This window comes from Caulobacter sp. (assembly GCF_017744445.1).
GTDB lineage: Bacteria > Pseudomonadota > Alphaproteobacteria > Caulobacterales > Caulobacteraceae > Caulobacter.
In genome coordinates this window covers 111222-132402 of sequence record NZ_JAGIBH010000009.1, presented here as the reverse complement: position 1 = coordinate 132402, position 21181 = coordinate 111222, and the positions used below count along the sequence as shown (strand labels likewise).

Annotated in this window: 23 protein-coding genes and 2 pseudogenes; 21 read left to right on the top strand and 4 right to left on the bottom strand. The window is 70.6% G+C overall.

From position 1 onward, the window contains the following. Positions 1–6 precede the first annotated feature (6 nt). Positions 7–399, bottom strand: coding sequence for an endonuclease domain-containing protein (locus J7528_RS14615; RefSeq protein ID WP_291875672.1), 393 nt, complete (start codon positions 397–399; stop codon positions 7–9). Positions 400–406: 7 nt separating this feature from the next. On the opposite strand from J7528_RS14615, the pseudogene J7528_RS14610 reads away from it, so the two are divergent. The 10 genes and pseudogenes from J7528_RS14610 (at position 407) to J7528_RS14565 (ending at position 5810) form a co-directional block, all read left to right on the top strand. Beyond that, positions 407–1739: pseudogene (locus J7528_RS14610) on the top strand (phage portal protein). Beyond that, complete coding sequence (locus tag J7528_RS14605) at positions 1736–1987, top strand: hypothetical protein (RefSeq protein WP_291875668.1); 252 nt, start codon at positions 1736–1738, stop codon at positions 1985–1987. Before J7528_RS14610 ends, J7528_RS14605 begins: the two are co-directional and overlap by 4 nt. Then, positions 1980–2402: an HK97 family phage prohead protease gene (locus J7528_RS14600; RefSeq protein ID WP_291875665.1), complete on the top strand. Its 423-nt coding sequence runs from the start codon at positions 1980–1982 to the stop codon at positions 2400–2402. Before J7528_RS14605 ends, J7528_RS14600 begins: the two co-directional genes overlap by 8 nt. A 33-nt stretch (positions 2403–2435) precedes the next feature. Further along, a complete protein-coding gene (locus J7528_RS14595) occupies positions 2436–3659 on the top strand; it encodes a phage major capsid protein (protein WP_291875662.1) in 1224 nt (407 codons plus the stop codon). A 106-nt stretch (positions 3660–3765) separates the two neighbouring features. Then, complete coding sequence (locus J7528_RS14590) at positions 3766–4032, top strand: head-tail connector protein (protein ID WP_291875659.1); 267 nt, start codon at positions 3766–3768, stop codon at positions 4030–4032. Beyond that, positions 4029–4421 (top strand): DUF3168 domain-containing protein, encoded by a 393-nt coding sequence (locus tag J7528_RS14585; RefSeq protein ID WP_291875656.1) that lies wholly within the window; start codon positions 4029–4031, stop codon positions 4419–4421. Before J7528_RS14590 ends, J7528_RS14585 begins: the two co-directional genes overlap by 4 nt. Before the next feature lie 15 nt (positions 4422–4436). Then, on the top strand, positions 4437–4853 hold the full coding sequence (locus J7528_RS14580; RefSeq protein WP_291875654.1) for a phage major tail protein, TP901-1 family: 417 nt from the start codon (positions 4437–4439) through the stop codon (positions 4851–4853). Next, the gene (locus J7528_RS14575) at positions 4853–5137 is read left to right on the top strand and encodes a GTA-gp10 family protein (protein WP_291875651.1); all 285 of its coding nucleotides are present in this window, start codon (positions 4853–4855) and stop codon (positions 5135–5137) included. Before J7528_RS14580 ends, J7528_RS14575 begins: the two co-directional genes overlap by 1 nt. Further along, positions 5134–5310, top strand: a complete 177-nt coding sequence (locus J7528_RS14570) for a phage tail assembly chaperone (protein WP_291875648.1) — start codon at positions 5134–5136, stop codon at positions 5308–5310. Before J7528_RS14575 ends, J7528_RS14570 begins: the two co-directional genes overlap by 4 nt. Next, a complete protein-coding gene (locus J7528_RS14565) occupies positions 5307–5810 on the top strand; it encodes a phage tail tape measure protein (protein ID WP_291875645.1) in 504 nt (167 codons plus the stop codon). Before J7528_RS14570 ends, J7528_RS14565 begins: the two co-directional genes overlap by 4 nt. Here J7528_RS14565 and J7528_RS14560 read toward each other — a convergent pair. Together J7528_RS14560 and J7528_RS14555 are read right to left on the bottom strand one after the other, a co-directional pair. Continuing rightward, complete coding sequence (locus J7528_RS14560; RefSeq protein WP_291875644.1) at positions 5807–6205, bottom strand: DUF805 domain-containing protein; 399 nt, start codon at positions 6203–6205, stop codon at positions 5807–5809. The two genes, J7528_RS14565 and J7528_RS14560, sit on opposite strands and share 4 nt — an antisense overlap. Positions 6206–6264: 59 nt before the next feature. Then, on the bottom strand, positions 6265–6729 hold the full coding sequence (locus J7528_RS14555; RefSeq protein WP_291875641.1) for a DUF805 domain-containing protein: 465 nt from the start codon (positions 6727–6729) through the stop codon (positions 6265–6267). Between the two features lie 144 nt (positions 6730–6873). On the opposite strand from J7528_RS14555, the gene J7528_RS14550 reads away from it, so the two are divergent. The 11 genes and pseudogenes from J7528_RS14550 (at position 6874) to J7528_RS14500 (ending at position 20251) form a co-directional block, all read left to right on the top strand. Then, the gene (locus tag J7528_RS14550) at positions 6874–7473 is read left to right on the top strand and encodes a DUF2460 domain-containing protein (RefSeq protein WP_291875638.1); all 600 of its coding nucleotides are present in this window, start codon (positions 6874–6876) and stop codon (positions 7471–7473) included. Continuing rightward, positions 7473–8099 (top strand): DUF2163 domain-containing protein, encoded by a 627-nt coding sequence (locus tag J7528_RS14545; protein ID WP_291875635.1) that lies wholly within the window; start codon positions 7473–7475, stop codon positions 8097–8099. Before J7528_RS14550 ends, J7528_RS14545 begins: the two co-directional genes overlap by 1 nt. A gap of 143 nt (positions 8100–8242) precedes the next feature. Next, positions 8243–8644 carry an NlpC/P60 family protein gene (locus tag J7528_RS14540; RefSeq protein ID WP_291875632.1) on the top strand — a complete coding sequence of 134 codons (402 nt, stop codon included), beginning with the start codon at positions 8243–8245 and terminating at the stop codon, positions 8642–8644. A 10-nt stretch (positions 8645–8654) separates the two neighbouring features. Next, a complete protein-coding gene (locus J7528_RS14535; protein WP_291875629.1) occupies positions 8655–12332 on the top strand; it encodes a glycoside hydrolase/phage tail family protein in 3678 nt (1225 codons plus the stop codon). Positions 12333–12420: 88 nt separating this feature from the next. Further along, complete coding sequence (locus J7528_RS14530) at positions 12421–13353, top strand: J domain-containing protein (protein WP_291875625.1); 933 nt, start codon at positions 12421–12423, stop codon at positions 13351–13353. Between the two features lie 99 nt (positions 13354–13452). After that, positions 13453–16026 (top strand): TonB-dependent receptor, encoded by a 2574-nt coding sequence (locus J7528_RS14525; protein ID WP_291875623.1) that lies wholly within the window; start codon positions 13453–13455, stop codon positions 16024–16026. 1 nt (position 16027) lies between these two features. Beyond that, a pseudogene (locus tag J7528_RS14520) lies at positions 16028–16153 on the top strand (hypothetical protein); the annotation flags it as partial. Between the two features lie 155 nt (positions 16154–16308). Beyond that, positions 16309–16629, top strand: a complete 321-nt coding sequence (locus tag J7528_RS14515) for a PepSY domain-containing protein (RefSeq protein WP_291875621.1) — start codon at positions 16309–16311, stop codon at positions 16627–16629. Between the two features lie 14 nt (positions 16630–16643). Continuing rightward, a complete protein-coding gene (locus J7528_RS14510) occupies positions 16644–17321 on the top strand; it encodes a response regulator transcription factor (RefSeq protein ID WP_291875619.1) in 678 nt (225 codons plus the stop codon). A gap of 5 nt (positions 17322–17326) precedes the next feature. Next, positions 17327–18718 (top strand): ATP-binding protein, encoded by a 1392-nt coding sequence (locus J7528_RS14505; protein WP_291875616.1) that lies wholly within the window; start codon positions 17327–17329, stop codon positions 18716–18718. Between the two features lie 162 nt (positions 18719–18880). Next, entirely contained in the window at positions 18881–20251 is a 1371-nt protein-coding gene (locus J7528_RS14500) for a hypothetical protein (protein ID WP_291875613.1), read from the top strand. A gap of 175 nt (positions 20252–20426) precedes the next feature. Here the strand turns inward: J7528_RS14500 and J7528_RS14495 are convergent, their stop codons facing one another. Continuing rightward, positions 20427–21119 carry an alpha/beta fold hydrolase gene (locus J7528_RS14495; RefSeq protein ID WP_291875611.1) on the bottom strand — a complete coding sequence of 231 codons (693 nt, stop codon included), beginning with the start codon at positions 21117–21119 and terminating at the stop codon, positions 20427–20429. Positions 21120–21181: the final 62 nt, after the last annotated feature.

The window sequence follows — 21181 nt, the reverse complement described above, 5'->3', positions numbered from 1 at the left end:
CTCCGCCTAGCGGGGGAGGTGGCCCGAAGGGCCGGAAGAATGGCAACGCAAACCTTCTTCCCCCTCCGGGGGAGGAGGATGCGCAGCATCCGGAGGGGGCAAGTGAGCGATGTGTTCTCGCATCGTCGAAAGCGTATCGTCTACTGAAGCCAAGACGTCGCGGGCGGGAATGCGAAGCGTCCGTATGCCGATCGCGACGAGCCATTGATCGCGCGTAGCGTCCCGCCGAGGTCGTGATCCAAGGCAGTGGTCGTAGCCGTCCACCTCCACGGCCAGCCGCAAGGATGCGCAATAGAAATCCAGGACGTACGGCCCAACCGGATGTTGGCGGCGGAACTTCAGATCGTTCAGGCCGCCACGCCGTAGAGCGTGCCAGAGGTTCAACTCCGGTTTGGACATTTGCTTCCTGAGGCGTCGCGCATTCGCGACGGTCGTCTTGGGCGCTGGCATTGCGAATTCCCTGACTTGCCCCCTCCGGGCCTGCGGCCCTCCTCCCCCGGAGGGGGAAGAAGGCAGGTTTGTCGCCTTCCTCACTCCTATAAATTGTTCTCTCTTTGTTCTCAACTCCGAAATCGGAGCTCTCAACCATGCCCCTCTTCAAACCCCGCCCGCCGGAGCGCAAAGACTCCCGCGCCGCGCGCCTCATCGCCCTGACCACCGGCGGCCGGCCGCAGTGGACGCCGCGCGACTACGGCGCTCTCGCCGCCGAGGGGTTCGCCAAGAACCCCGTCGCCTATCGCTGCACGCGCCTGATCGCCGAGGCGGCCGCCTCCACGCCGCTGGCCGTCTTCGCCGATGGCCGCCGCGCCGATGATCACCCGCTGAAGACGCTCCTCGACCGACCCAATTCCGAGCAGGGCGGGCCAGACCTGATGGAGCAGTTCTTCGGCAACCTGCAGGTCGCCGGCAACGCCTACCTGGAAGCGTCCGGCGACGCCCAGACGCCAAACGCCATTGGCGAGCTCTACGCCCTGCGCCCCGACCGCATGACCCTGGTGCCCGGCCCGCGCGGCTGGCCGCTGGCCTATGACTACCAGGCCGCCGGCCGCACGGTGCGGATCGCCCGCGACGCCGACGGCTGGCTGCCCGTCCTGCACCTGAAACTGTTCAACCCGACCAGCGACCACTACGGCTTCTCGCCGCTCGAAGCGGCGGCCTTCGCGATCGACGTCCACAACGCCTCCAGCGCCTGGAACAAGGCGCTGCTGGACAATTCGGCCCGGCCGTCGGGCGCGCTGGTCTACTCCTCCAAGGACGCCGGCGACCGCCTGACCGACGAGCAGTTCGACCGGCTGAAGACCGAGCTGGCCAGCGCCCATTCGGGCCAGGCCAATGCCGGCCGGCCGCTGCTGCTGGAAGGCGGGCTGGACTGGCGGGCCATGTCGCTGACGCCGGCCGAGATGGACTTCACGCAGGGCAAGCACGCCGCCGCCCGCGAGATCGCCCTGGCCTTCGGCGTGCCGCCGCAGCTCTTGGGCATCCCCGGCGACAACACCTACGCCAACTATCGCGAGGCCAATGCCGCCTTCTGGCGCGGCACGGTGATCCCGCTGGCCGAGCGGGCGGCGCGGGCGCTGACCGGCTGGCTGGGCGCGAAGTTCCCCGGCGCGCGGATCGCGCCCGACCTGGACGCCGTGCCGGCCCTGTCGGCCGAGCGCGACGCCCTGTGGAGCCGGCTGCAGGCCGCGAGCTTCCTCACCGATCCCGAGCGTCGCCGCCTCGCGGGGCTGGAACATTGAGCGGCCCCGCAACCCGTTGGCGGTTCGATCGCCAGGTGTCGCTGGGCCTGGTCATCACCGTCTTCCTGCAGGCCGCCGCCGCCCTGATGTGGGCCGGCCGCGCCTCGGCCCGGATCGACGACATGCAGCGCCGCCTGGACGCTCAAGCGCCAGTGGCCGAGCGCCTCGCCCGCCTGGAGGAACAGGCCACCGCCAGCCGCCAGAGCCTGGCCCGTATCGAAGCCCGCCTGGAGCGCAGCCATGACTGATGAGCTGAAGGTTGAAGGCTACGCGTCCCTGTTCTGGACCCGCGACCTCAACGACGACGTCACCGCCGCCGGGGCCTTCGCCGAAAGCCTGGCCGGCGGCGCGCCGGTCGTGATGCTGCACCAGCATGACGAGGCCGAGCCCGTCGGCGTCTGGGACGAGGTTGTCGAGGACGCCAAGGGCCTGTTCGTGCGTGGCCGGATCCTGCGGACCACGCCCCGCGGCCGCCTGGTCGCCGCGCTGGTCGAGGCCGGCGCCCTGGACGGCCTCTCCATCGGCTTTCGCCAGGTCAAGGCCCGCACCCAGGGCCGCCTGCGCGTGCTGTCCCGCGTCGAGCTGTGGGAGGTGTCGATCGTGACCTTCCCGATGCTGCCCCAAGCCCGCCTGAATTTGGCGCGGCTAACCCGATCCGCCTAGCGGATATCTGCTCCCTAAAACCCGGAGATCCCCATGAAGGAAACCAAACACGCGGCCTCGCCCGAGGCCCGCGCGGCGCTGGCTGACGTCCTGACGGCGTTCGAGAGCTTCAAGGCCGCCAACGACGCGCGGCTGGCGGCGATCGAGACCAAGCGGGCCGACGTCCTGCTGGAAGAGAAGGTCGGCCGCATCGACGAGGCCATGTCCCGCGCCCAGGACCGCCTGGACCGCATCATGGCCGACCTGCGCAGGCCCTCTCTTTCGGCCGATGCGCCGCTGGCGCATGTCGACGAACGCAAGGCCGCCTTCGACCGCTATGTGAAGACCGGCGAGACCCCCGCCGCCCTTCTGGAAGCCAAGGGCCTGTCCGAAGGCGTCGCCACGGCCGGCGGCTATGTCGCCCCGCCGGAGCTGGAGCGGCTGATCCTGCGTCGCCTGGCTGCCACCAGCCCGATGCGGGAGATCTGCCAGGTCCGCACCATCGGCGCCGGGACCTTCCGCAAGCCCGTGTCGCCGACGGGCCTGGCCGCCGCCTGGGTGGCCGAGACCGCCGCGCGGCCGGAGACCACGGCCCCGACTCTGGACGTCATCGACTTCCCGGCCGGCGAGCTCTACGCCAGCCCGGCCGCGACCCAGGCCCTGCTGGACGACGCCTATGTCAGCATCGACGAGTGGCTGGCCGAGGAGGTGCAGGACGCCTTCGCCGCCCAGGAGACCACGGCCTTCGTGACCGGCGACGGGGTCAACAAGCCCAAGGGCCTCTTGGCCTACACCGCCGCGCCGGACGCCAGCTACACGTGGGGCCAGGTCGGCTATCTGGCGACCGGCGTCGCGGGCGCATGGCCGGCGTCGAACCCGACCGACAAGCTGATCGACCTGATCTATGCGGCCAAGACCCAGTACCGCCAGAACGGCCGCTTCGTCATGAACCGCCGCACGGTCAGCGCGGTGCGCAAGTTCAAGGACGCGCAGGGCAACTACATCTGGAACGCGGCCCTGCAGCCGGGCCAGTCGGCGTCGTTGCTGGGCTTCCCGGTCACCGAGATCGAGGCCATGCCGGACGTGGCGGCGGGCGCCTGCCCGATCGCGTTCGGCGACTTCGAGAAGGGCTACCTGATCGTCGACCGCGCCGGCGTGCGGGTGCTGCGCGACCCGTACTCGGCCAAGCCGCACGTGCTGTTCTACACCACCAAGCGTGTCGGCGGCGGGGTGCAGAATTTTGATGCGGTGAAGCTGCTGAAGTTCGCGGCGAGCTAAGTCCCGTCACTTGCCCCCTCCGCGCTCCGCGCTCCGCCCCCTGCGGGGGGCGGACGGCCGCGCAGCGGCCAGGTGGGGGCAAGTGACCCCAATCCAGGAAACCCCCATGCAATCCCTCACCCTGGCCGAGGCCCGGGCGTTCCTGCGCGTGCCTGACACGTCGGAAGACGCCGTCCTCACCCTGCTGATCGACGCCGCCGAAGCCCGCATCGCGGCCGCCGCCGGCCTCGCGCTCAGCCCCGCCAGCCCAGCGCCGCTGCGCCTGGCCGTCCTCACCCTCGTCGCCCACGCCTACGAGCATCGAGACGCCGGCGAACCCTCGCTGGCCCTCGTCGAGCCGTGGCTGACGCCCTATCGAAAGGCGCGGCTGTGAGCGACAAGCCCCTGATCGACGCCCTGGTCGCGGCGCTGAAGGCCGCGCCCGCCGTCACCGCCGTGGCCGGCCAGCGGATCCACGCGACCGCCCCGCGCCTGCCGACATACCCTTGCGTCGTCGTCACCCGCACCGAGAACCGCCCGGTCGGCGAGAACGACGCGACAGAGCACCTGCTGACCATCACCTGCGCCAGCCGCTTCGGCGGACCCGAGGAGGCCCGCGCCCTGGTCGCGGCCGTCCGCGCGGCGCTGCATGACGCGAGACCCGCGCTGAGCGGCCGGCGGCTGGTGAACCTGCGCGTGCCCTATGCCGACGTCTTCGCCGGCGCCGATCGCGAGACCACCCTGGGCGTCGTCCGCGTGCGCGCCGTCACCGAAAATCCCTAAGCCCGGAGAACCGCCATGGCCGCCCAAGCCGGCAAGGACATGCTGCTGAAGATCAGCGACGGGGCCCAGACCCCGACCTTTCACACCGTCGCGGGCCTGCGCGTCCGGACCATCAGCCTGAACGCCAAGACCATCGACGCCACCGACAGCGACAGCGCCGGCCGCTGGCGGGAATTGCTGGCCGGGGCGGGGGTCAAGTCGGTGGCCGTGTCGGGCTCGGGCGTCTTCCGCGACGCCGCCTCCGACGCCCAGGTGCGCCAGAGCTTCTTCGACCAGTCGGCCCGCGTGTGGCGGCTGGTGATCCCCGACTTCGGCCAGCTGGAGGGCGCGTTCCTGGTCGCGGCCCTGGACTATGCCGGCGAGCACGACGGTGAGGCGGCGTTCGCGCTGAGCCTGGCCTCGGCCGGCGTCGTGACCTTCACGGCGCTCTGATGCTGGCCCCCAATCCCGCGCGCGGCGAGGTCGTCGTGACGATCGCCGGCGCCCCTCGGCGGCTGTGCCTGACGCTGGGCGCCCTGGTCCGGATCGAGGCGGCGCTGGGTCTGAGCGACTGGAGCCAGCTGCCCGACCGGATCGCCTCCCTGTCGGCCGGGGACCTCTCGTCTGTGCTGGCGGCCCTTCTGGACGGCGGTGGCGAACCGCCCGAGATCGCCGCCCGCGCCTCGGTCCCTGAAGCCGCCAGCGCCCTGGCCGCCGCCCTGGCGGCCTGCGCGTGAGCTGGGCCGCGCCGCTGCGGTTGGCGATGTCCCTGGGGATCGCGCCCGAGGCCTTCTGGCGCTTGTCGCTGAAGGAGTGGCGTGCGCTGACCGAGACGCCGGCGGCGCCCGTGCTGACCCGCACCGACCTTAGCGCCCTGATCGCCCGCTATCCCGACGAGGAGACCCGATGAGCTTCGAAGAAGACGGTCTGTCGACTATCCCCGCGAAAGCCGCTCAAGCCGCCGCCGCGCTGGAGACCCTGAAGGCCCCCGCCGAACGCGCCGCGCGTTCGATCGACGAGGCCTTCACCCGCGCCGGGACCTCCCTGGCGCGGTCGCTGGCCAGGGCCGCCGCGGACGGCCAGGTGTCGCTCGGCGAACTGGCGAGGGCGGTGCTGGGCGCGGCGAGCACCGCGCTGAAGGGAGGCCTGGGCGAGGCGCTGTCGAAGAGCTTTTCCGGCGCCCGCGCGGACGGTGGTCCGGTGCTGCCCGGCGGCGCCTATCTGGTCGGCGAGCGGGGGCCGGAAGTCTTTCGTCCGACCGCCGCCGGCAATATCGAGCCGGCCGGCGGAGGAGGGGTCTCGGTGACCGTGAACGTTCAGGGCGGCGAGATCAGCGGCCTGGTCCGCTCCGACGCCCAGCTGGCCCAGGCCCTGGCCCGGGCCGTCAGCCTGGGGGCAAAGCGGCTCTAGGCCGCCGCTGGCGCCTCGACGACGGCTGCCGGTTTGCGCCTGCGGCTGCCGACATAGATGAAGAAGCTCCAGTTCACGATCGAGATGGCCAGGTTCATGACCGTCGCCGACATCGGCGTCCCGCTCGGGTTGATGGCGTTGAGGAAGCCGATGATGAACCCGATGACGAAGCCGGCGCAGGGCGGGAACAGCACCCACCAGGGCGAGGCGCCGAAGTCCCGCAGGCGACGGGCGCCGAAGACCGCCCAGGGGATGAAGCTGGCGAAGCTCCAGAAAAGCCTGTTGGGATAGATGAGCATGACGCCCAGGGTGATCGCCGTCACGGTGGCGACCATCCAGATCCAGAACTCGCGCCGGCCGCCTCGGCCGGTCACATAGGCCTTCAACTTGTCCATTCGCCGCGCCCCAAGGTTGATCTTGGGTTGTAGAGGCGCGGCGGCTGGAACGTAAACCCCTACAGCGCCAGAGCCGCCGTGTTGGGCGGCACGGGGCCGTACTTGTTCTCGCTGGTCACGCCGGTGCTGCAGCCGACCCACAGGGTGAAGGCCAGCCAGATCGCGAAGGCGACGAAGAACGACATCACCAGGCCGCCGATGCTGGCCAGCATGGCCGCCGTCGGTTCGCCGTCGTTGAAGCCGGTCATGATGGCCGAGATGCCGACCGAGGCGATGGCGCCGAACACCAGGACCGGGCCCAGCACCCACGGCAGCACTTGCCACCAGCCGGTCTGACCCATGTCGTGCAGGCGCTTGGTATGGATGCAGACGCTGGAATAGATCGTCGCCAGCGAAATGGCCCAGCCGATCACCGGCAGCCAGCCGGCGACCACGTTGACGCCCAGCAGGACAAGCCATCCGATCCAGAACGCCTGGCGGCCGATGCGGCCTTCCGGCGACAGGAACAGGGTCTTCCAATCCATTTCGATCTCCAATCTCAGGCTCAATAGTTAGAGCCCGACGACCCGCCGATGAAGTGAAAAGCGGGTCATGACGCAGTCTTAATGGCGTTCGAGCCGAACGGCTCCGCTTTTCCGCAAACCTTTTCACCAAATGGGGGCGTCGCCATGAGCGAGTTCCATGAGGCGCGCCTGCCCGCGCGCCTGGCGTTCGGCTGCACGGGCGGCGTCGAGCGGCGGGTCGACATTGTCACCCTGGCGTCCGGTTTCGAGCGTCGCACCAGTCCGTGGACGACCGGCCGTCGTCGCTACCTGATCGCCACCAGCGCCCGGCCGCTGGACGAGATCGCCGAGCTGCTGGCCTTCTTCGAGGCGCGGGGCGGGCGGCTGGCGGGGTTTCGGTTTCGGGATCCGACGGACTTCAAGTCGTGCGCGCCTTCGGCCCAGCCGGCGGCGGGCGACCAGGGGATCGGGACCGGCGACGGGACGAAGAAGGTTTTCCAGCTGGTCAAGGCGGGGCGGACGATCGCCAAGCCTGTCGCCGGGACCGTGAAGATCGCCGTGGCCGGCGTGGCCGCACCGTTCTCGCTGGATGCGACCACCGGCCTGGTGACCCTGGTCACCGCCCCGGCGGTCGGCGCGGCGGTGACGGCTGGGTTCGAGTTCGACACGCCGGTGCGCTTCGACCTCGACCGGTTGGACGTGACCCTGGAGGGCTTCGCCGCGGCGCGGGTGACGGCCTGCGCGCTGGTCGAGGTGCGGGTCTGATGCGCGCGCTGCCGGAAGGGCTGGATGCGGGCCGGCTGTGCCAGGCCTGGATCGTCACGCGGACCGATGGGGTGAAGCTGGGCTTCACCGACCACGATCGCGACCTGGTGGTCGACGGGGTCGTGTGCCGCGCCGGCGGCGGCTGGAGCCCCGGTGCGACCGAGACCGCCGTTGGCTATGCGCCGGGGCAGGGCGCGGCGCTGGGTGTGCTGGACGCCGACGGGGTCACCGAGGAGGACCTGACGGCGGGGCTCTATGACGGCGCGCGGGTCGCGGCGCTGCGGGTGGACTGGAGCGCGCCGAGCCGCCTGGTGCGGCTGTGGACCGCGAGGATCGCGGCGGTGTCGCGCGAGGGCGAGGCGTTCACCGCGACCCTGGCGGGGCCGCTGGCCGAACTGGAGCGGGTGGCGGGGCGGACCTTCACGCGGCTGTGCGACGCGCGGTTGGGCGATGAACGGTGCGGGATTTCTCCGGCGGCGGACGCGGCTTGCGACAAACGCTGGGCGACCTGTGTCGGCGTGTTTGCGAACGGCGTGAACTTCCGGGGTTTCCCGACGGCGCCAGGCGAGGACTTCCTGACGCTGTATCCGGTCGAGGGGGAGCGGAATGATGGGGGGCGGCGGTGAGGGGCGGGGCCGCTCCATCAAGATGCTCCCCCGCGATGCGAGGGAGCTGTCGCGGAGCGACTGAGGGGGCTAGCTGGAGCGAGGCCGAGCTGGCCTCCTCCGGCCCTTTGGGCCACCTCCCCCGCATCGCGGGGGAGGATCTAGTGGCGCTCACCCGCCCCTGGCTGGGCACGCCCTACCGCCACCAGGCCTCGGCCCTGCACGCCGGCTGCGACTGCCTGGGCCTGGTCCGAGGCGTCTACCGCGGCCTCCACGGCGCCGAACCCGAACCCCCGCCGCCGTACCGCCCCGACTGGGCCGAGACGGGCGGTCGCGAGCTGCTGCTCGAAGCCTTCCACCGCTGGCTGATCCCCGTCCACACGCCACAGCCCGGCGACGTCCTGGTCTTCCGCATGGCCCCGGGCGCCGTCGCCAAGCACTGCGCGATCCAGTCCGGCCCCGACCGCATGATCCACGCCTATTGGGGCCGGGCCTGCGTCGAGAGCGTGCTGGGCCGCTGGTGGCGCGAGCGCCTGGTCGCCGCTTTCCGTTTTCCTCTCCCCTGAAGGAGCCCGCATGGCCCAGATGATCCTCACCAGCGTCGGCGCGGCGGTCGGCGGCGTGTTCGGGGCGGCGGCCGGGGCCGTGGTCGGCGGGCTGATCGACCATGCCGTCATGGCCGAGACCAAGGCCGGTCCGCGCATCCCCGAGCTGCGCCTGACCGGGGCGGCCGAGGGGGCGGCCCTGCCTTGCGTGTTCGGCCGCGCCCGCGTCGGCGGCCAGGTGATCTGGGCCGCGCGCTTCCGCGAAAAGCGGGTCGAGGCCCGCGTCGGCGGCTTCAAGGGCCAGAAGACGGCGGCCTACGCCTACAGCCTGTCGTTCGCGGTGGCGGTCGCCGAAGGCCCGATCGACGGGATCGGCCGCGTCTGGGCCGACGGCAAAGTGATGGACATGACCGGCGTCACGATGCGCGTGCATCGCGGGACCGAGGACCAGGCGCCGGACCCGCTGATCGCCGCCATCGAAAGCGCGGCCCCGGCCTATCGCGGCGTGGCCTATGTGGTGTTCGAGGACCTGCCGCTGGAGCCCTACGGCAATCGCCCGCCGCAGCTGTCGTTCGAGGTCTTCCGCCGGCCGCGCGCCAGCGGCGCGCCAGCGGGCCTGGAAGAAAGGCTGAAGGGCGTCTGCCTGATCCCCGGCGCGGGGGAGTTCGTCTATGCGACCGAGGCCGTCCTGCGCCGCGAGGGCCTGACCCGCACGGCGTCCGAGAGCGTGCACAATGCCGAGGGGCGGCCGGATCTGGTCGTGGCCTTGGACCAGCTGCAAGCCCAGTTGCCGAATGTCGACCACGTCACCCTGGTGGTCAGCTGGTTCGGGACCGACCTGCGCTGCGGCCAGTGCCAGATCAAGCCGGGCGTCGAGGGCGCGGGGAAAGAGACGTTGCCGCTGACGTGGAGCGTCGCTGGCGTTGATCGTGCCGGCGCGCACCTGATCTCGCTGAAGGACGGCGCCCCGGCCTATGGCGGCACGCCGGCCGACGCGGTGGTCTTGCAGGCGATCGCCGAGCTGAAGCGGCGCGGGCTGAAGGTGACCCTCTATCCGTTCATCCTGATGGACACGCCGACCTATCCCTGGCGTGGCCGGATCACCTGCGAGGCGGGCAGCGACGGGACGGCTTCGGCCGCGACCCAGGTGAGCGCCTTCTTCGACGGCGAGTGGGGCCTGCGCCGCATGGTGCTGCACCAGGCGTCGCTCGCCGCCCAGGCCGGCGGCGTGGACGGCTTCGTCATCGGCTCGGAGCTGCGCGGCGTCACCACGATCCGGGGCGCGGGCGGGAGCTATCCGGCGGTCGCCAAGCTGAAGAGCCTGGCCGCCGAGGTGCGGGCGGTGGTCGGTCCGGCGACCAGGCTGGGCTATGCGGCCGACTGGTCGGAATATTTCGGGCACCAACCCGGCGGCGGCCATGCTGTCTTCCATCTCGACCCGCTGTGGGCCGACGCCAATATCGATTTCGTCGGCATCGACTGGTACCCGCCGGTCACCGATTGGCGCGAGGGCGAGAGCCACCTGGACGCCGTCGCGGGTTTCGACGGCCCGCATGATCCGGCCTATCTGCGGGCCGGTCTGACGGGCGGCGAGAGCTTCGACTGGTTCTACGCCAGCCAGGCCGCTCGCGACGCCCAGGCCCGCACCCCGATCACCGATGGCGCCCATGGCGAGCCGTGGATCTGGCGGGCCAAGGACCTGGTCTCGTGGTGGAGCCAGCCGCACCACGACCGTCCCGGCGGCGTGCGTTCGGCGACGCCCACGGCCTGGGTCCCCAAGTCCAAGCCGATCCGCCTGACCGAGTTCGGCTGCCCGGCCGTCGACAAGGGCGCCAATTCGCCGAATCTCTTCATCGATCCCAAGAGTTCCGAGAGCTTCCTGCCGCCCTATTCGACGGGCGAGCGCGACGACTTCGGCCAGCGGCGCTATCTGGAGGCCGTGCTGGCCTGGCTGGACGAGCCGGCCGCCAATCCGGTCTCGCCGGTCTATGGCGGGCCGATGGTCGAGGCCGCCAGCGCCTGGTGCTGGGACGCGCGGCCGTTTCCGGACTTTCCGGCCCGCGCGGACGTCTGGAGTGACGGCGGCAACTGGGTGCTGGGCCACTGGCTCACGGGCCGCGCCGGCATCGCGCCGCTGCCCGAGCTGATCCAGGCCCTGGGCGCGCGGGCGGGTGTTTCGATCGATCCCGGCGAGGCGGGCGGGGCGGTGGGCGGCTATGTCGTCGACCGGCCGATGCGGCTGCGCGACGCGCTCTCGCCCCTGACCGAAGCCTTCGCCCTGGATCCCGTGGAGCGCGGCGACCACGTGAAGATGCTGGCCCGCGCCGGTCGGGCGATCGGGACGCTGGCGGCGGACGACCTGGTCCTGCCCGACGATGGCCCGGCGGAGACGGAAAGCCGCGCGCTGGAACCCGCTGCCGAGGCCTTGCGCCTGCGCTTCATCGACGCCGCCCGCGACTACCAGGTCGGGGCGCTGATGGTCCGCCGCGAGGCCGGGCAGGGGACCCGCGACGCCGACGCGCCGATCGTGCTGGCTAGCGCCGAAGCCGAGGCCGTCGCGCGCCGCATGCTGGCCGCCGACGAGGCCGCCCGCCGCGCGCGGATCGTGCGGTTGTCGCCCTCGGCGGCCCTGCGGCTGGAGGCCGGCGATCGCCTGAGCGTCGATGGCCAGGCCTGGCGCGTGCAGCGCCTGGATCTCGACGAGCGCCCGCGCGCCACCCTGGTCCCGGTGCTGGCCGGCGTCGGCGTGGTCGGCGGCGTCGACTGGATCCCTGCCCCGCCGCGCGACCCGGCCGCCCCGCCGGTGCTGCATGTGCTGGACCTGCCGTCGGACGGGGCGCTGGCGGACGACGCCCGGCCCCTGGTCGCCGCGGCCTGCGAGCCCTGGCGGCCGCTGGACGTCCATGCCGGCGCCGGTGTCGAGACCCTGAAAGTCCGCGCCCGCCTCGCCGAGCCCGCGACCTTGGGCGAGACCCTGACCGATCTGAAGCCAGCCTCGCCGCATCGCCTTGGTCGCGGCGAGCTGACCGTCCGCCTGGAGGGCAGGGTCCTGGCCTCCGCGCCGCTGGCCGCCGTGCTGGCCGGCGACAACGCATTGGCCATCCGCGCGCCCTCCGGCGACTGGGAAGTCATCGCCTTCCAGAGCGCGCAGCTGGTCGCGGCCGACACCTGGACGCTCTCGGGCCTGCTGCGCGGCCAGCGCGACGGCGTGGCGAGCGCGGTCGTGATCCCGGCCGGCGCGCCCGTGGTGCTGCTGGACGAGGCGGTGGTCCCCATGGAGGTCGCCGCCTTCGAGCGCGGAACGCCGCTGATCGTCCGCGCCGCTCCGGCGGGCGGACCGCCGGCGGGTTCAGCGATGACCGAGGTCTCCACGACCTGGACCGGCCGGGCCCTGCGCCCGCTCGCGCCGGCGCACCTGAAGGCCCGTCTGGTCGCCGGCGACCTCCAGCTCACCTGGATCCGCCGCGCCCGCGTCGGCGGCGACGTCTGGGAGGGCGAGGTTCCGCTGGGCGAGGGCTCGGAGCGTTATCGCATCCGCATCCTGGACGGCGCGACCGTGCTGCGCGAGGCCGAGGTTGCGACGTCGGCCTTCACCTACACCGCGGCCATGCGCGCGGCCGACGCGCCCTCTGCCGCCGTCCGGATCGAGGTCGTCCAGGGCGGCGCGCTGTACGGCTGGGGCGGCCCTGTGACATCAGGTCTGTGGTAAACGGGCCACACGGGCTCTTGCGCACCGCTCTGGACGTTCTAGATGGAGGACGTTACCCCACCCGCTCAATTGTCTTAGAGGACCTTCCTTGGCCCGCGACCCGTATCAGGAACTCGGCGTTTCCCGCACCGCGAGCGCGGACGAGATCCGCAAGGCGTTCCGCAAGCTGGCCAAGCAGTATCATCCCGACACCAATCCGGGGGACAAGAAGGCCGAGGAGAAGTTCAAGCAGGTCAGCGCCGCCTTCGACATCGTCGGCGACGCCGAAAAGCGCAAGAAGTTCGACCTGGGCCAGATCGACGCCGACGGGCGCGAGACCATGCGCGGCTTCGGCGGCCAGCCCGGCAACGGCCCGTTCAACGCTGGCGGTTTCGGCCAGGGCGGCTTCCACCGCGAACAGGGTCCGGAGATCGATCTCTCCGACCTCTTTGGCGGCATGTTCAATCAAGGCGGTGGTGGTCGCGGTCCGTTCGGCGGCGGGGCCGGTGGCGGCTTCTCGGCCAAGGGCGCGGACATCAAGGCCCGCCTGGACATCGACCTGGAAGAGGCGATCAAGGGCGGCAAGAAGCGCGTGGCCTTCTCGGACGGCCGCACGATCGACGTCACCATCCCGGCCGGCGCCCAGGAAGGCCAGACCCTACGCCTGAAGGGCCAGGGCAGCCCGGGTCGTGGCGGCCAGGGCGACGCCCTGATCGAACTGTCGATCAAGCCGCACCCGATCTATCGCCGCGAGGGCGACGCGCTGGTCATGGACCTGCCCATCTCGATCCCCGACGCGGTGCTAGGCGGCAAGGTCGAGGCCCCGACCCCCGACGGCAACGTCATGCTGAACGTGCCCAAGGGTTCGAACAGCGGCCAGACGCTTCGCTTGAAGGGAAGAGGCATGCCCGACGCCAAGGGCAAGCGCGGCGACCTGCTGGCCAAGCTGGTCGTCACCCTGCCCGAAACCGTCGACGAGGACCTCGAAAAGTTCGCCCAGGCCTGGCGGGATCAAAAGCCGTATACGCCCAAGCGGAAGTAACGCTCCGAGCGCGGATGACGCGCTTGTTTGTTGCAAGCCGCGCATACCCGCCTTAGGGGAATTCTCGGGCTTTCAGATAACGGCGTCGGGTCGGCATCCATGGTTCTGGTCAGCTTGCTGGCGCTGCTGCAAGTCAGCGCGCCGGTGCAGGAGACACCGGTTTCCCCCTTGCCGCCGGAGAGCGAGCAGACGGGGCTGCTCGACAGCCTGGTGATCAAGGCCACGCGCGGCAAGGCCAACGGTCCGGCCCAGCCCGAGCTGACCCTGGACGCGTCGGAGATCCAGGCCACCGGGGCCAGCACCGTGCAGGATCTGGTGAACCTGCTGGCCGCCGAGATCTCGACCGGCGATCCAGACAATCCGCCGCCGATCTACCTGGCCAATGGCCGGCGTATTTCCGGCTTTTCGGAGATCAGCGGGCTGCCCAGCCAGGCGATCGAGCGCATGGACGTGCTGCCGCCGGCCTCGGCCGTCGCCTACGGCTACCGGCCTAACCAGAAGGTCGTGAACTTCGTCCTGAAGAAGCGCTTCCGCTCGGCCGCCGTCGAACTGGAAGAAGTGGCCACGACCGCCGCCGGCCGCACGGTCGAGCGCTTCGACGGCGACGTCTTCCGCCTGGCCGGCGACGAGCGCACGACGGTCGGCCTGGACTGGCGCCAGGAGTCGACCCTGTTCGAGACCGAGCGCGATATCTATCGCGTGCCGTCGGCGAGCTCGCCGTACGGCCTGGTCGGCAATGTCGCGGCCACCAGCTTCGGGCGCGAGATCGATCCGGCCCTGTCGGCCCTGGCCGGCGACGTGGTCACCGTGGCCCGCGCGCCGGACGCGGCCTGGGACGGGCCCGTGACGCTGTCGGCCTTCTCGGCGGGCAATCCGGAGCTGTCGGGCATCGTCGCCAACCGCAGCCTGCTGCCGTCGCTGGGGCAGGGAAACTTCAAGACCGCCATCACCCGGGATCTCGCCCGCCAGGTCAGCGTCACGGTCAGCGTCGACCTGGAAGACGCAAAGCGCACCAGCTTCCTGGGCTTGCCCGCCACCTCGGTGCGGCTGCCGGCCGGTAGTCCGTTCTCGCCGTTCGCCGGCGACGTCACCGTCTATCGCTACCTGGACGCTCCGTGGTCGCAGCTGCGGGTGCAGGACAATTTCCGAGGCCAGCTGGGCCTGGCCGCCAATGGCTATGTCGCCGACTGGCGCTGGTCGCTGACCGGCGCCTACGACCACAACGACAGCGAGACGGCCAGCGGCCGCGGCGTCGACAGCGCCCCCTGGAAGGCGGCGATCGCGGCGCGCGATCCGGCGGTCAATCCGTTCGGCCCGATCGCCCGCGCCCTCTTGAAGGTCAACGCCCGCGACATCGCCAAGTCCAAGTCCCGCGCCGCCAAGGCCGAGCTCGTGCTCAACGGCGACGTCGCCGAGATCCCGGCCGGCCGCGTCTCCTCGACCCTCAAGCTGGGCGGCGAGCGGGTCGAGCAGACCTCGGACGCCCTGCGCAACGGCGCGCCGATGCGCAGCAACTACGACCGCCGGACGATGTCGATGCAGGGCGATATCGACGTGCCCCTGGCCAGCCGCTCGCACGAGGTGTTGCCCGTGCTGGGCGAGCTGACCGCCAGCGTCAACGCCGGCTACAATGTCGAGACTTTCAAGGATCGCCTGGCGATGGGCGCGGGCCTGAACTGGTCGCCGGACAAGCTGGTCAGCGTCAATCTCAGCCTCAGCGAGGAGCAGTCGGCCCCGGCCGCCAACCAGATCGTCGATCCGGTGCTGCAGACCCCCAATGTCACGGTGTTCGACTTCAGCACCGGGACCAGCGTGACGGTCAACCGCACAGAGGGCGGCAATCGCGGTCTGGAGAACGACCGCCGCCGCACCCTGCGGGCCGGGGTCAATCTGCGGCCGGTGGGACGCGACGGCGGCGACACCCGGCTGACGGTCAACGCCAACTATGTGCGCACCCACATCGAGGACCCGATCTCGAACTTCCCGGTGATCACCCCGGCGCTGGAGGCGGCCTTCCCCGAGCGGTTCACCCGCAACGCCGACGGCGTGCTGACGGCCATCGACAGCCGGCCGCTGAACTTCGACGCCATCGACCGCGAGGAGCTGCGCGGCGGCCTGAACCTGACCCGCTTCTTCGGCCGCCCCAAGAAGGGCGCGCCCAAGGGGACCAAGCCCGATCCCAAGAAGGTTGGCCAGGTGCAGGTATCGGTGAACTACACCTTCCGCCTGCGCGATGAGACGACCCTGCGTCACGGCCTGCCGCCGCTGGACCTGCTGAACGGCGCCAGCACCAGCCGCCGGGGCCAGCCCAAGGAAGAGCTGAACTTCCGCGTCAACGCCTTCCGGCAGGGCGTGGGCCTGAACCTGAACGGCGCCTGGCGCGGCGGCAGCGTCATCGACGCTGGACCCACCACCGGCGCGCTGCGCTTCGACGACCAGACGACGGTCAACCTGTCGGCCTTCTACGAGGTCCCGAGCGACGTGAAGGCGGGCCCGGCGTCGAGCTGGCTGGCCGGAACTCGCGTCACCCTGGCGGCCGACAATCTGTTCTACAGCCGGCCTGTCGTGCGGGATGCGCGGGGCGCGACGCCGCAGGCTTACCAGCCCGATTATCTGGACCCGCTGGGCAGGACGGTGAAGCTGACGTTCCGGAAGAGCCTGATCGCGCTGTAGTGAACGCCCCCTCCGTCTCGCTGCGTATCCGCAGCGATCCACCTCCCCCGTTCCACGGGTGAGGAGGCGGCTGCACCCTCCTGCCCCGCTTGCGGGGGAGGTGGCGCGGCGCGAATACGCGCCGTGACGGAGGGGGCGCTGCTGCGAACTTTGTGACTGCTCCCGACGGAACTGCGCTGGTGGGTTCGTTCCAAGCGTGTCCGCCCGTGACAGAACGCCACAGCCCGTTCATAACCCCTGCGTTCAGTCTCCATTCAGCCGAGGTCCGTTAGACCAGAGAGCATGAAAACGATCCGTGTCCTTCTTGTCACCGCCGCGTTGATCGCCGCCCTTCCGGGCGCGGCGTCGGCGCAACGTCGTGGCCCCGACTCGCTGGGCGCCGATTGGCGCGCGCAGTCGGACCAGGCGCGTGGCGGCGTGCAGTCGGGTCGTCTGGTGCCTCTGGCGCGCGTGATCGACATGATCGGCCGGCGTGTGCCGGGACGCGTGTTGGACGCGGGCCTCGAAGGTCGTAACTGGCGGGTCCGCTGGGCCGCCGCCGACGGCCGTCGCATCGACTTCATCGTCGACGCCGAGACCGGACAGATCATCAGCGGGGGCTGAGGAGTTTCACATCCATGCGCATCCTGCTCGTCGAGGACGATCCCGACCTGTCGCGTCAGCTGAAGCTGACCCTGGCCGACGCCGGCTATGCCGTCGACCACGCCCCGGACGGCGAGGAAGCCCAGTATCTGGGCGAGAACGAGCCGTATGACGCGGTCATCCTCGACCTGGGCCTGCCCAAGGTGGACGGCGTGTCGGTGCTTGAGCGCTGGCGGCGAGGCAATGTCGCCACGCCGGTGCTGATCCTGACCGCGCGCGGCGCCTGGAGCGACAAGGTCGCCGGCTTCGACGCCGGGGCCGACGACTATCTGGCCAAGCCCTTCCACACCGAGGAGCTGCTGGCGCGCCTGCGGGCCCTGCTGCGCCGCTCGGCCGGCCATGCCGCGCCGTCGCTGTCGTGTGGCGCCCTGCGCCTGGATCCGCGCGCCGCGCGGGCCAGCGTCAATGGCGAGCCGCTGCGCCTGACCTCGCTGGAATACCGCCTGCTGCACTACATGATGATGCACCAGGGCCGGGTGATCGGCCGCACCGAGCTGGTCGAGCACCTGTACGACCAGGACTTCGACCGCGACAGCAACACCATCGAGGTGTTCATCGGCCGCCTGCGCAAGAAGCTGGGCGCCGACCGCATCGAGACCGTGCGCGGCCTGGGCTATCGCCTGACGCCGCTCGAGGGCGAGGCGACGGCGTAACCGCCGTGCTGGATCTTCGCCGCCGATCACTGGTCCGCCGCCTGGTGCTGTTCGCCGGCGGCTGGACGCTGCTGGTGGTGCTGGTGGCGGGGGTCTTCCTGACCGTCCAGTTCCGTGAGGCGGCGATCCGGCGGTTCGATCAGTCGCTGGCGGTGCTGACCGACGATCTCTATGCCGGCTCGACCATCGAGGACGGCCAGTTGCGCGCGCCGTTCCTGACCGATATCCGCGCGACCCGAGCCTATTCGGGCCGCTACTGGGTGATCCTGGACAAGACGCCGGACGGGGCGATGCGGCCCGTCGTGCGGTCGCGCTCGCTGATCGACAGCGACCTGATGTTGTCCTCGGCCCAGATCGATCGTCTGGAGGCGGCGCCGGGCAAGACGCAATACTTCGACATGCGTGGACCGCAGGACAAGCCGCTGCGCGCCGCCGTCATCCAGGCCCAGCTGCCGGGATACGCCAATCCGGTGGTGTTCCTGGCCGCCGAGGATCGCTCGCCGATCGACGCCGACGCTGACCATTTCGCGCGCATCACAGCCTTTGCCCTGCTGATCCTGGGCGGCGGCCTGATCTTGGCGGTGGTGGTGCAGGTGCGGTTCGGCCTGCAGCCGCTGTTCCGCCTGCGCCGCGAGGTGGCCTCGGTCCGGCGCGGCAAGGCCGAGCGCCTGGCCGACGACTATCCCGAAGAGCTGGAGCCGCTGTCGCGCGAGCTGAACGCCCTCCTGGCTCACAACCAGGAAGTCGTCGAGCGCCAGCGCACCCACGTCGGCAACCTGGCCCACGCCCTGAAGACGCCGCTGTCGGTGATGCTGACCGAGGCCTCCCAGCAGCCGGGCCAGCTGGCCGAGGTGGTCGAGCGCCAGGCCCAGACCATGCGCGAACAGGTCGACCACCACCTGCGCCGCGCCCGCGCCGCCGCCCGCTCCCAGACCTCGGGCGAGCGCACGCCGGTCGAGCCGATCCTGGACGAACTGGCCGTGACCCTGGAGCGGATCTTCCAGGGAAAGTCAGACGGACGGGGCGTCGAGATCGACTGGCGCTGCCCCGAGGACCTGGCCTTCCAGGGCGAGAAGCAGGACTTCATGGAACTGGCCGGCAACGTCATGGAAAACGCCGGCAAGTGGTGCAAGGGCCGCATCCGCGCCGAGGCCGCGCCCTCCGGCGAGGCCCGCATGTTGCTGACCGTCGACGACGACGGGCCGGGCCTGCCGCCCGAGGAACGGGCTCTGGCGCTCAAGCGCGGCCAGCGCCTGGACGAGAACGCGCCGGGCACCGGCCTGGGCCTGTCGATCGTCGACGAGCTGGCCCGCGCCTATGGCGGATCGGTCAAGCTTGGTGAATCACCCCTGGGCGGTTTGCGGGTCACGCTGGACCTTCCGCGCGCCGAAACATAACCCGGGGTTGCGGCGAACGGTCGCGACCAGGGTTGTGGGCCGCATCTGCCACCGGTGACCTAAACCTGTAGTAGCCAAAGGCTTTTTGAGCCGCGACATCTCGTTCCAAGGCGCTGGATTTTTTGCCAGTTTCGGAAATCCTTAACCTCGTTTCGAACATGGTTGACGTCTGTCGGCCGTGTGAGTCCGACACGGGGGACCATGGCCGCTATCGCCGCGCATAAATTGCAGATCATCCGGACGCTGGTGGAAACCGCTCCGGACGCGGCGCTGCGCAGCCTGGAGCTGGCGCTGTCCAGCGCCGGCGCGACCGGATCCCTGGCCGCCGTGCGCGGCCTGGTCGAGGACGAGACCGCCAACCGCTTCGTCCGCAACAACATCCTGGCCCCCATCGTGCCGCTGTGTCAGCCGCGCGGCGAAGGCTGTGTCTCGTTCCCGTCGCCCGTGCTGGGGCGCCTGTGGAAGGCGCTGAAGGTCATCGTGCCGGCGCGGGTCGAGGAGGCCACCGCCAAGTGCAATCCGTGGGACCTGGAGCAGGGCACCCCGGAAGTCTTCGACGACCTGTGCAAGGCCGCCGCCGCCGGTCTGCGCGATCCCGAGAACGCCGCCTTCGACAGCGTGCGCTCGCTGTGCGACCCCGAGCATCTGGCCCTGTGTCTGCAGCTGTCGGCCATCGCCCGCTCGTGCCTGCCCAAGCTGGCCGAGTGGGTCAGCCGCATGTCGGACGAGCGCGCCTTCGCCGCCAAGCTGGCCTATCGCGACGCCTGCCGGATCAGCGAGGACGCCGGCCCGCTGCTGCTGGACATGCTGTCGGCCCACCTGCCGGACGACTGGCGGATCCTGCGCGTGATCTCGGCGGTCATGGACCGGCCGACCGACCGCTACCTGGCCTCGTCCGAGGCCAAGGGCTTTGGCGAGCGCGTGTTGGCCGACATCGACGCCTCGATCCTTCGCATCGAGACCTTCAGCTTCGCCGACGGCGAGAAGGCCGGCCGGGAGGCCGCCCAGGGCGCCCACCGCGCCCAGCTGCAGATCACCGAGTTCCAGCAGTCGATCGAAGTCGCCAAGGACGGCCCGTGGGGCAAGCGCCTGGCGCGTCACAAGCAACAGATGGCCAAGGTCTGCGAGCAGCGCATGGACCAGGCCGACAAGCAGCTGGAAGCGGCCCTGCCGACCCGTCCGCTGACCATGATGGCCAAGAAGGGCAGCAAGGGCGCGGCCAAGCTGACCGAGGAGCCGGACGAGGCCATGATCCGCCGGGCCCAGTCGGCGCTGGCCTTCGTCGCCGAGCTGCGCTCGTGCGCCGACAAGGCCGGCTACGGCAGCTCGCGCAACAAGATCCTGGAAAAGCTGAACAGCCGCCTGGACCCCTATATCGAAGACGTCCTGCACGTGGCCCGCACGGGCGACGGCGGCGACTCCGGTCTGGCGGTGAAGTACCTGGACGTGGCGGCGGGCTTCATCGCCTACACGCGGGATGACAAGACGGCGGAGATCGTGCGCCGGCGCGCGGCGGCGGCGATCGCGGCGTAACAGCCTTCAATCCCATCCAATAATCCTGCCTTCCTAGGCCTTGTGCCTAGGACCCATCGTTCCGCTGGCTTTGTGTGTCGGGGATGAGCGCCCACGCTGGCGGCGGTTTGCTGTCGACATCGCACCAAGTCGCGCCATGGGTCCTAGGCACAAGGCCTAGGAAGGCCGTGGAGGTTTAGTGTTGGAGCCACTGGACGAGCGCTGAATTCACCACCTCGGGCCGCTCCAGCGTGATCACGTGGCCGCATTGCTCGGCAACGACCAGCTTCGCGCCTGGGATCGCGGCGGCCATCTCCTCCGACAGCACCGCTGGCGTCAGCGGATCCGCATCACCCACGACGATCACCGTCGGGACCTTGATCTCGCTGAGCAGCGGCCGGCTGTCGGCCCGGGCGATCACCGCCTCGATCTGGCGCGCGAAACCTTCCAGCCCCACGGCGCGGCCCATGCGGATGCTGATCGCGTTGAGCTCGGGCTCGCCCTTGCGGCTGGGGTGGGTGAGGGCGTCGGCGCCCAAGGCGAGCAAGCGCTCGAAGCCGACGGCGCGGGCCTGGTCCAGCATCTTGCGGCGAGCGGCGGTCTGTTCGGGCGTATCCGGCCTCGCCGAGGTGCAGACCAGGGCCAGCTTCGCCACCCGTTCCGGCGCCTGGCGCATGATCTCCAGCGCCAGATAGCCACCCATCGAGACGCCGACGAGGGCGAAGCGCGGCGGGGCGGCGGCCAGGATCAGGGAGGCCATCTCGGGCAGGGTCTCGCCTTCCAGGGTGTTGGCGATCTGCACCGCGCCGCGCGGCCACAGGGCGGGCAGTTGCGGGGCGAAGATCTCTTCCGAGCACAGCAGCCCCGGAACCAGCACGATCGGCGTCATCGTCACTCCCTGCGCATCACGCGACATCTCCGTCCTTAAGCGCTTTTTCCGCTAACGGCGAA

Coding starts and splice junctions, on each gene's coding strand:
- J7528_RS14615 (WP_291875672.1), bottom strand. CDS start 399: ATGTCCAAACCGGAGTTGAACCTCTGGCACGCTCTACGGCGTGGCGGC.
- J7528_RS14600 (WP_291875665.1), top strand. CDS start 1,980: ATGACTGATGAGCTGAAGGTTGAAGGCTACGCGTCCCTGTTCTGGACC.
- J7528_RS14595 (WP_291875662.1), top strand. CDS start 2,436: ATGAAGGAAACCAAACACGCGGCCTCGCCCGAGGCCCGCGCGGCGCTG.
- J7528_RS14590 (WP_291875659.1), top strand. CDS start 3,766: ATGCAATCCCTCACCCTGGCCGAGGCCCGGGCGTTCCTGCGCGTGCCT.
- J7528_RS14580 (WP_291875654.1), top strand. CDS start 4,437: ATGGCCGCCCAAGCCGGCAAGGACATGCTGCTGAAGATCAGCGACGGG.
- J7528_RS14575 (WP_291875651.1), top strand. CDS start 4,853: ATGCTGGCCCCCAATCCCGCGCGCGGCGAGGTCGTCGTGACGATCGCC.
- J7528_RS14565 (WP_291875645.1), top strand. CDS start 5,307: ATGAGCTTCGAAGAAGACGGTCTGTCGACTATCCCCGCGAAAGCCGCT.
- J7528_RS14560 (WP_291875644.1), bottom strand. CDS start 6,205: ATGGACAAGTTGAAGGCCTATGTGACCGGCCGAGGCGGCCGGCGCGAG.
- J7528_RS14555 (WP_291875641.1), bottom strand. CDS start 6,729: ATGGATTGGAAGACCCTGTTCCTGTCGCCGGAAGGCCGCATCGGCCGC.
- J7528_RS14550 (WP_291875638.1), top strand. CDS start 6,874: ATGAGCGAGTTCCATGAGGCGCGCCTGCCCGCGCGCCTGGCGTTCGGC.
- J7528_RS14545 (WP_291875635.1), top strand. CDS start 7,473: ATGCGCGCGCTGCCGGAAGGGCTGGATGCGGGCCGGCTGTGCCAGGCC.
- J7528_RS14535 (WP_291875629.1), top strand. CDS start 8,655: ATGGCCCAGATGATCCTCACCAGCGTCGGCGCGGCGGTCGGCGGCGTG.
- J7528_RS14525 (WP_291875623.1), top strand. CDS start 13,453: ATGGTTCTGGTCAGCTTGCTGGCGCTGCTGCAAGTCAGCGCGCCGGTG.
- J7528_RS14515 (WP_291875621.1), top strand. CDS start 16,309: ATGAAAACGATCCGTGTCCTTCTTGTCACCGCCGCGTTGATCGCCGCC.
- J7528_RS14510 (WP_291875619.1), top strand. CDS start 16,644: ATGCGCATCCTGCTCGTCGAGGACGATCCCGACCTGTCGCGTCAGCTG.
- J7528_RS14495 (WP_291875611.1), bottom strand. CDS start 21,119: ATGACGCCGATCGTGCTGGTTCCGGGGCTGCTGTGCTCGGAAGAGATC.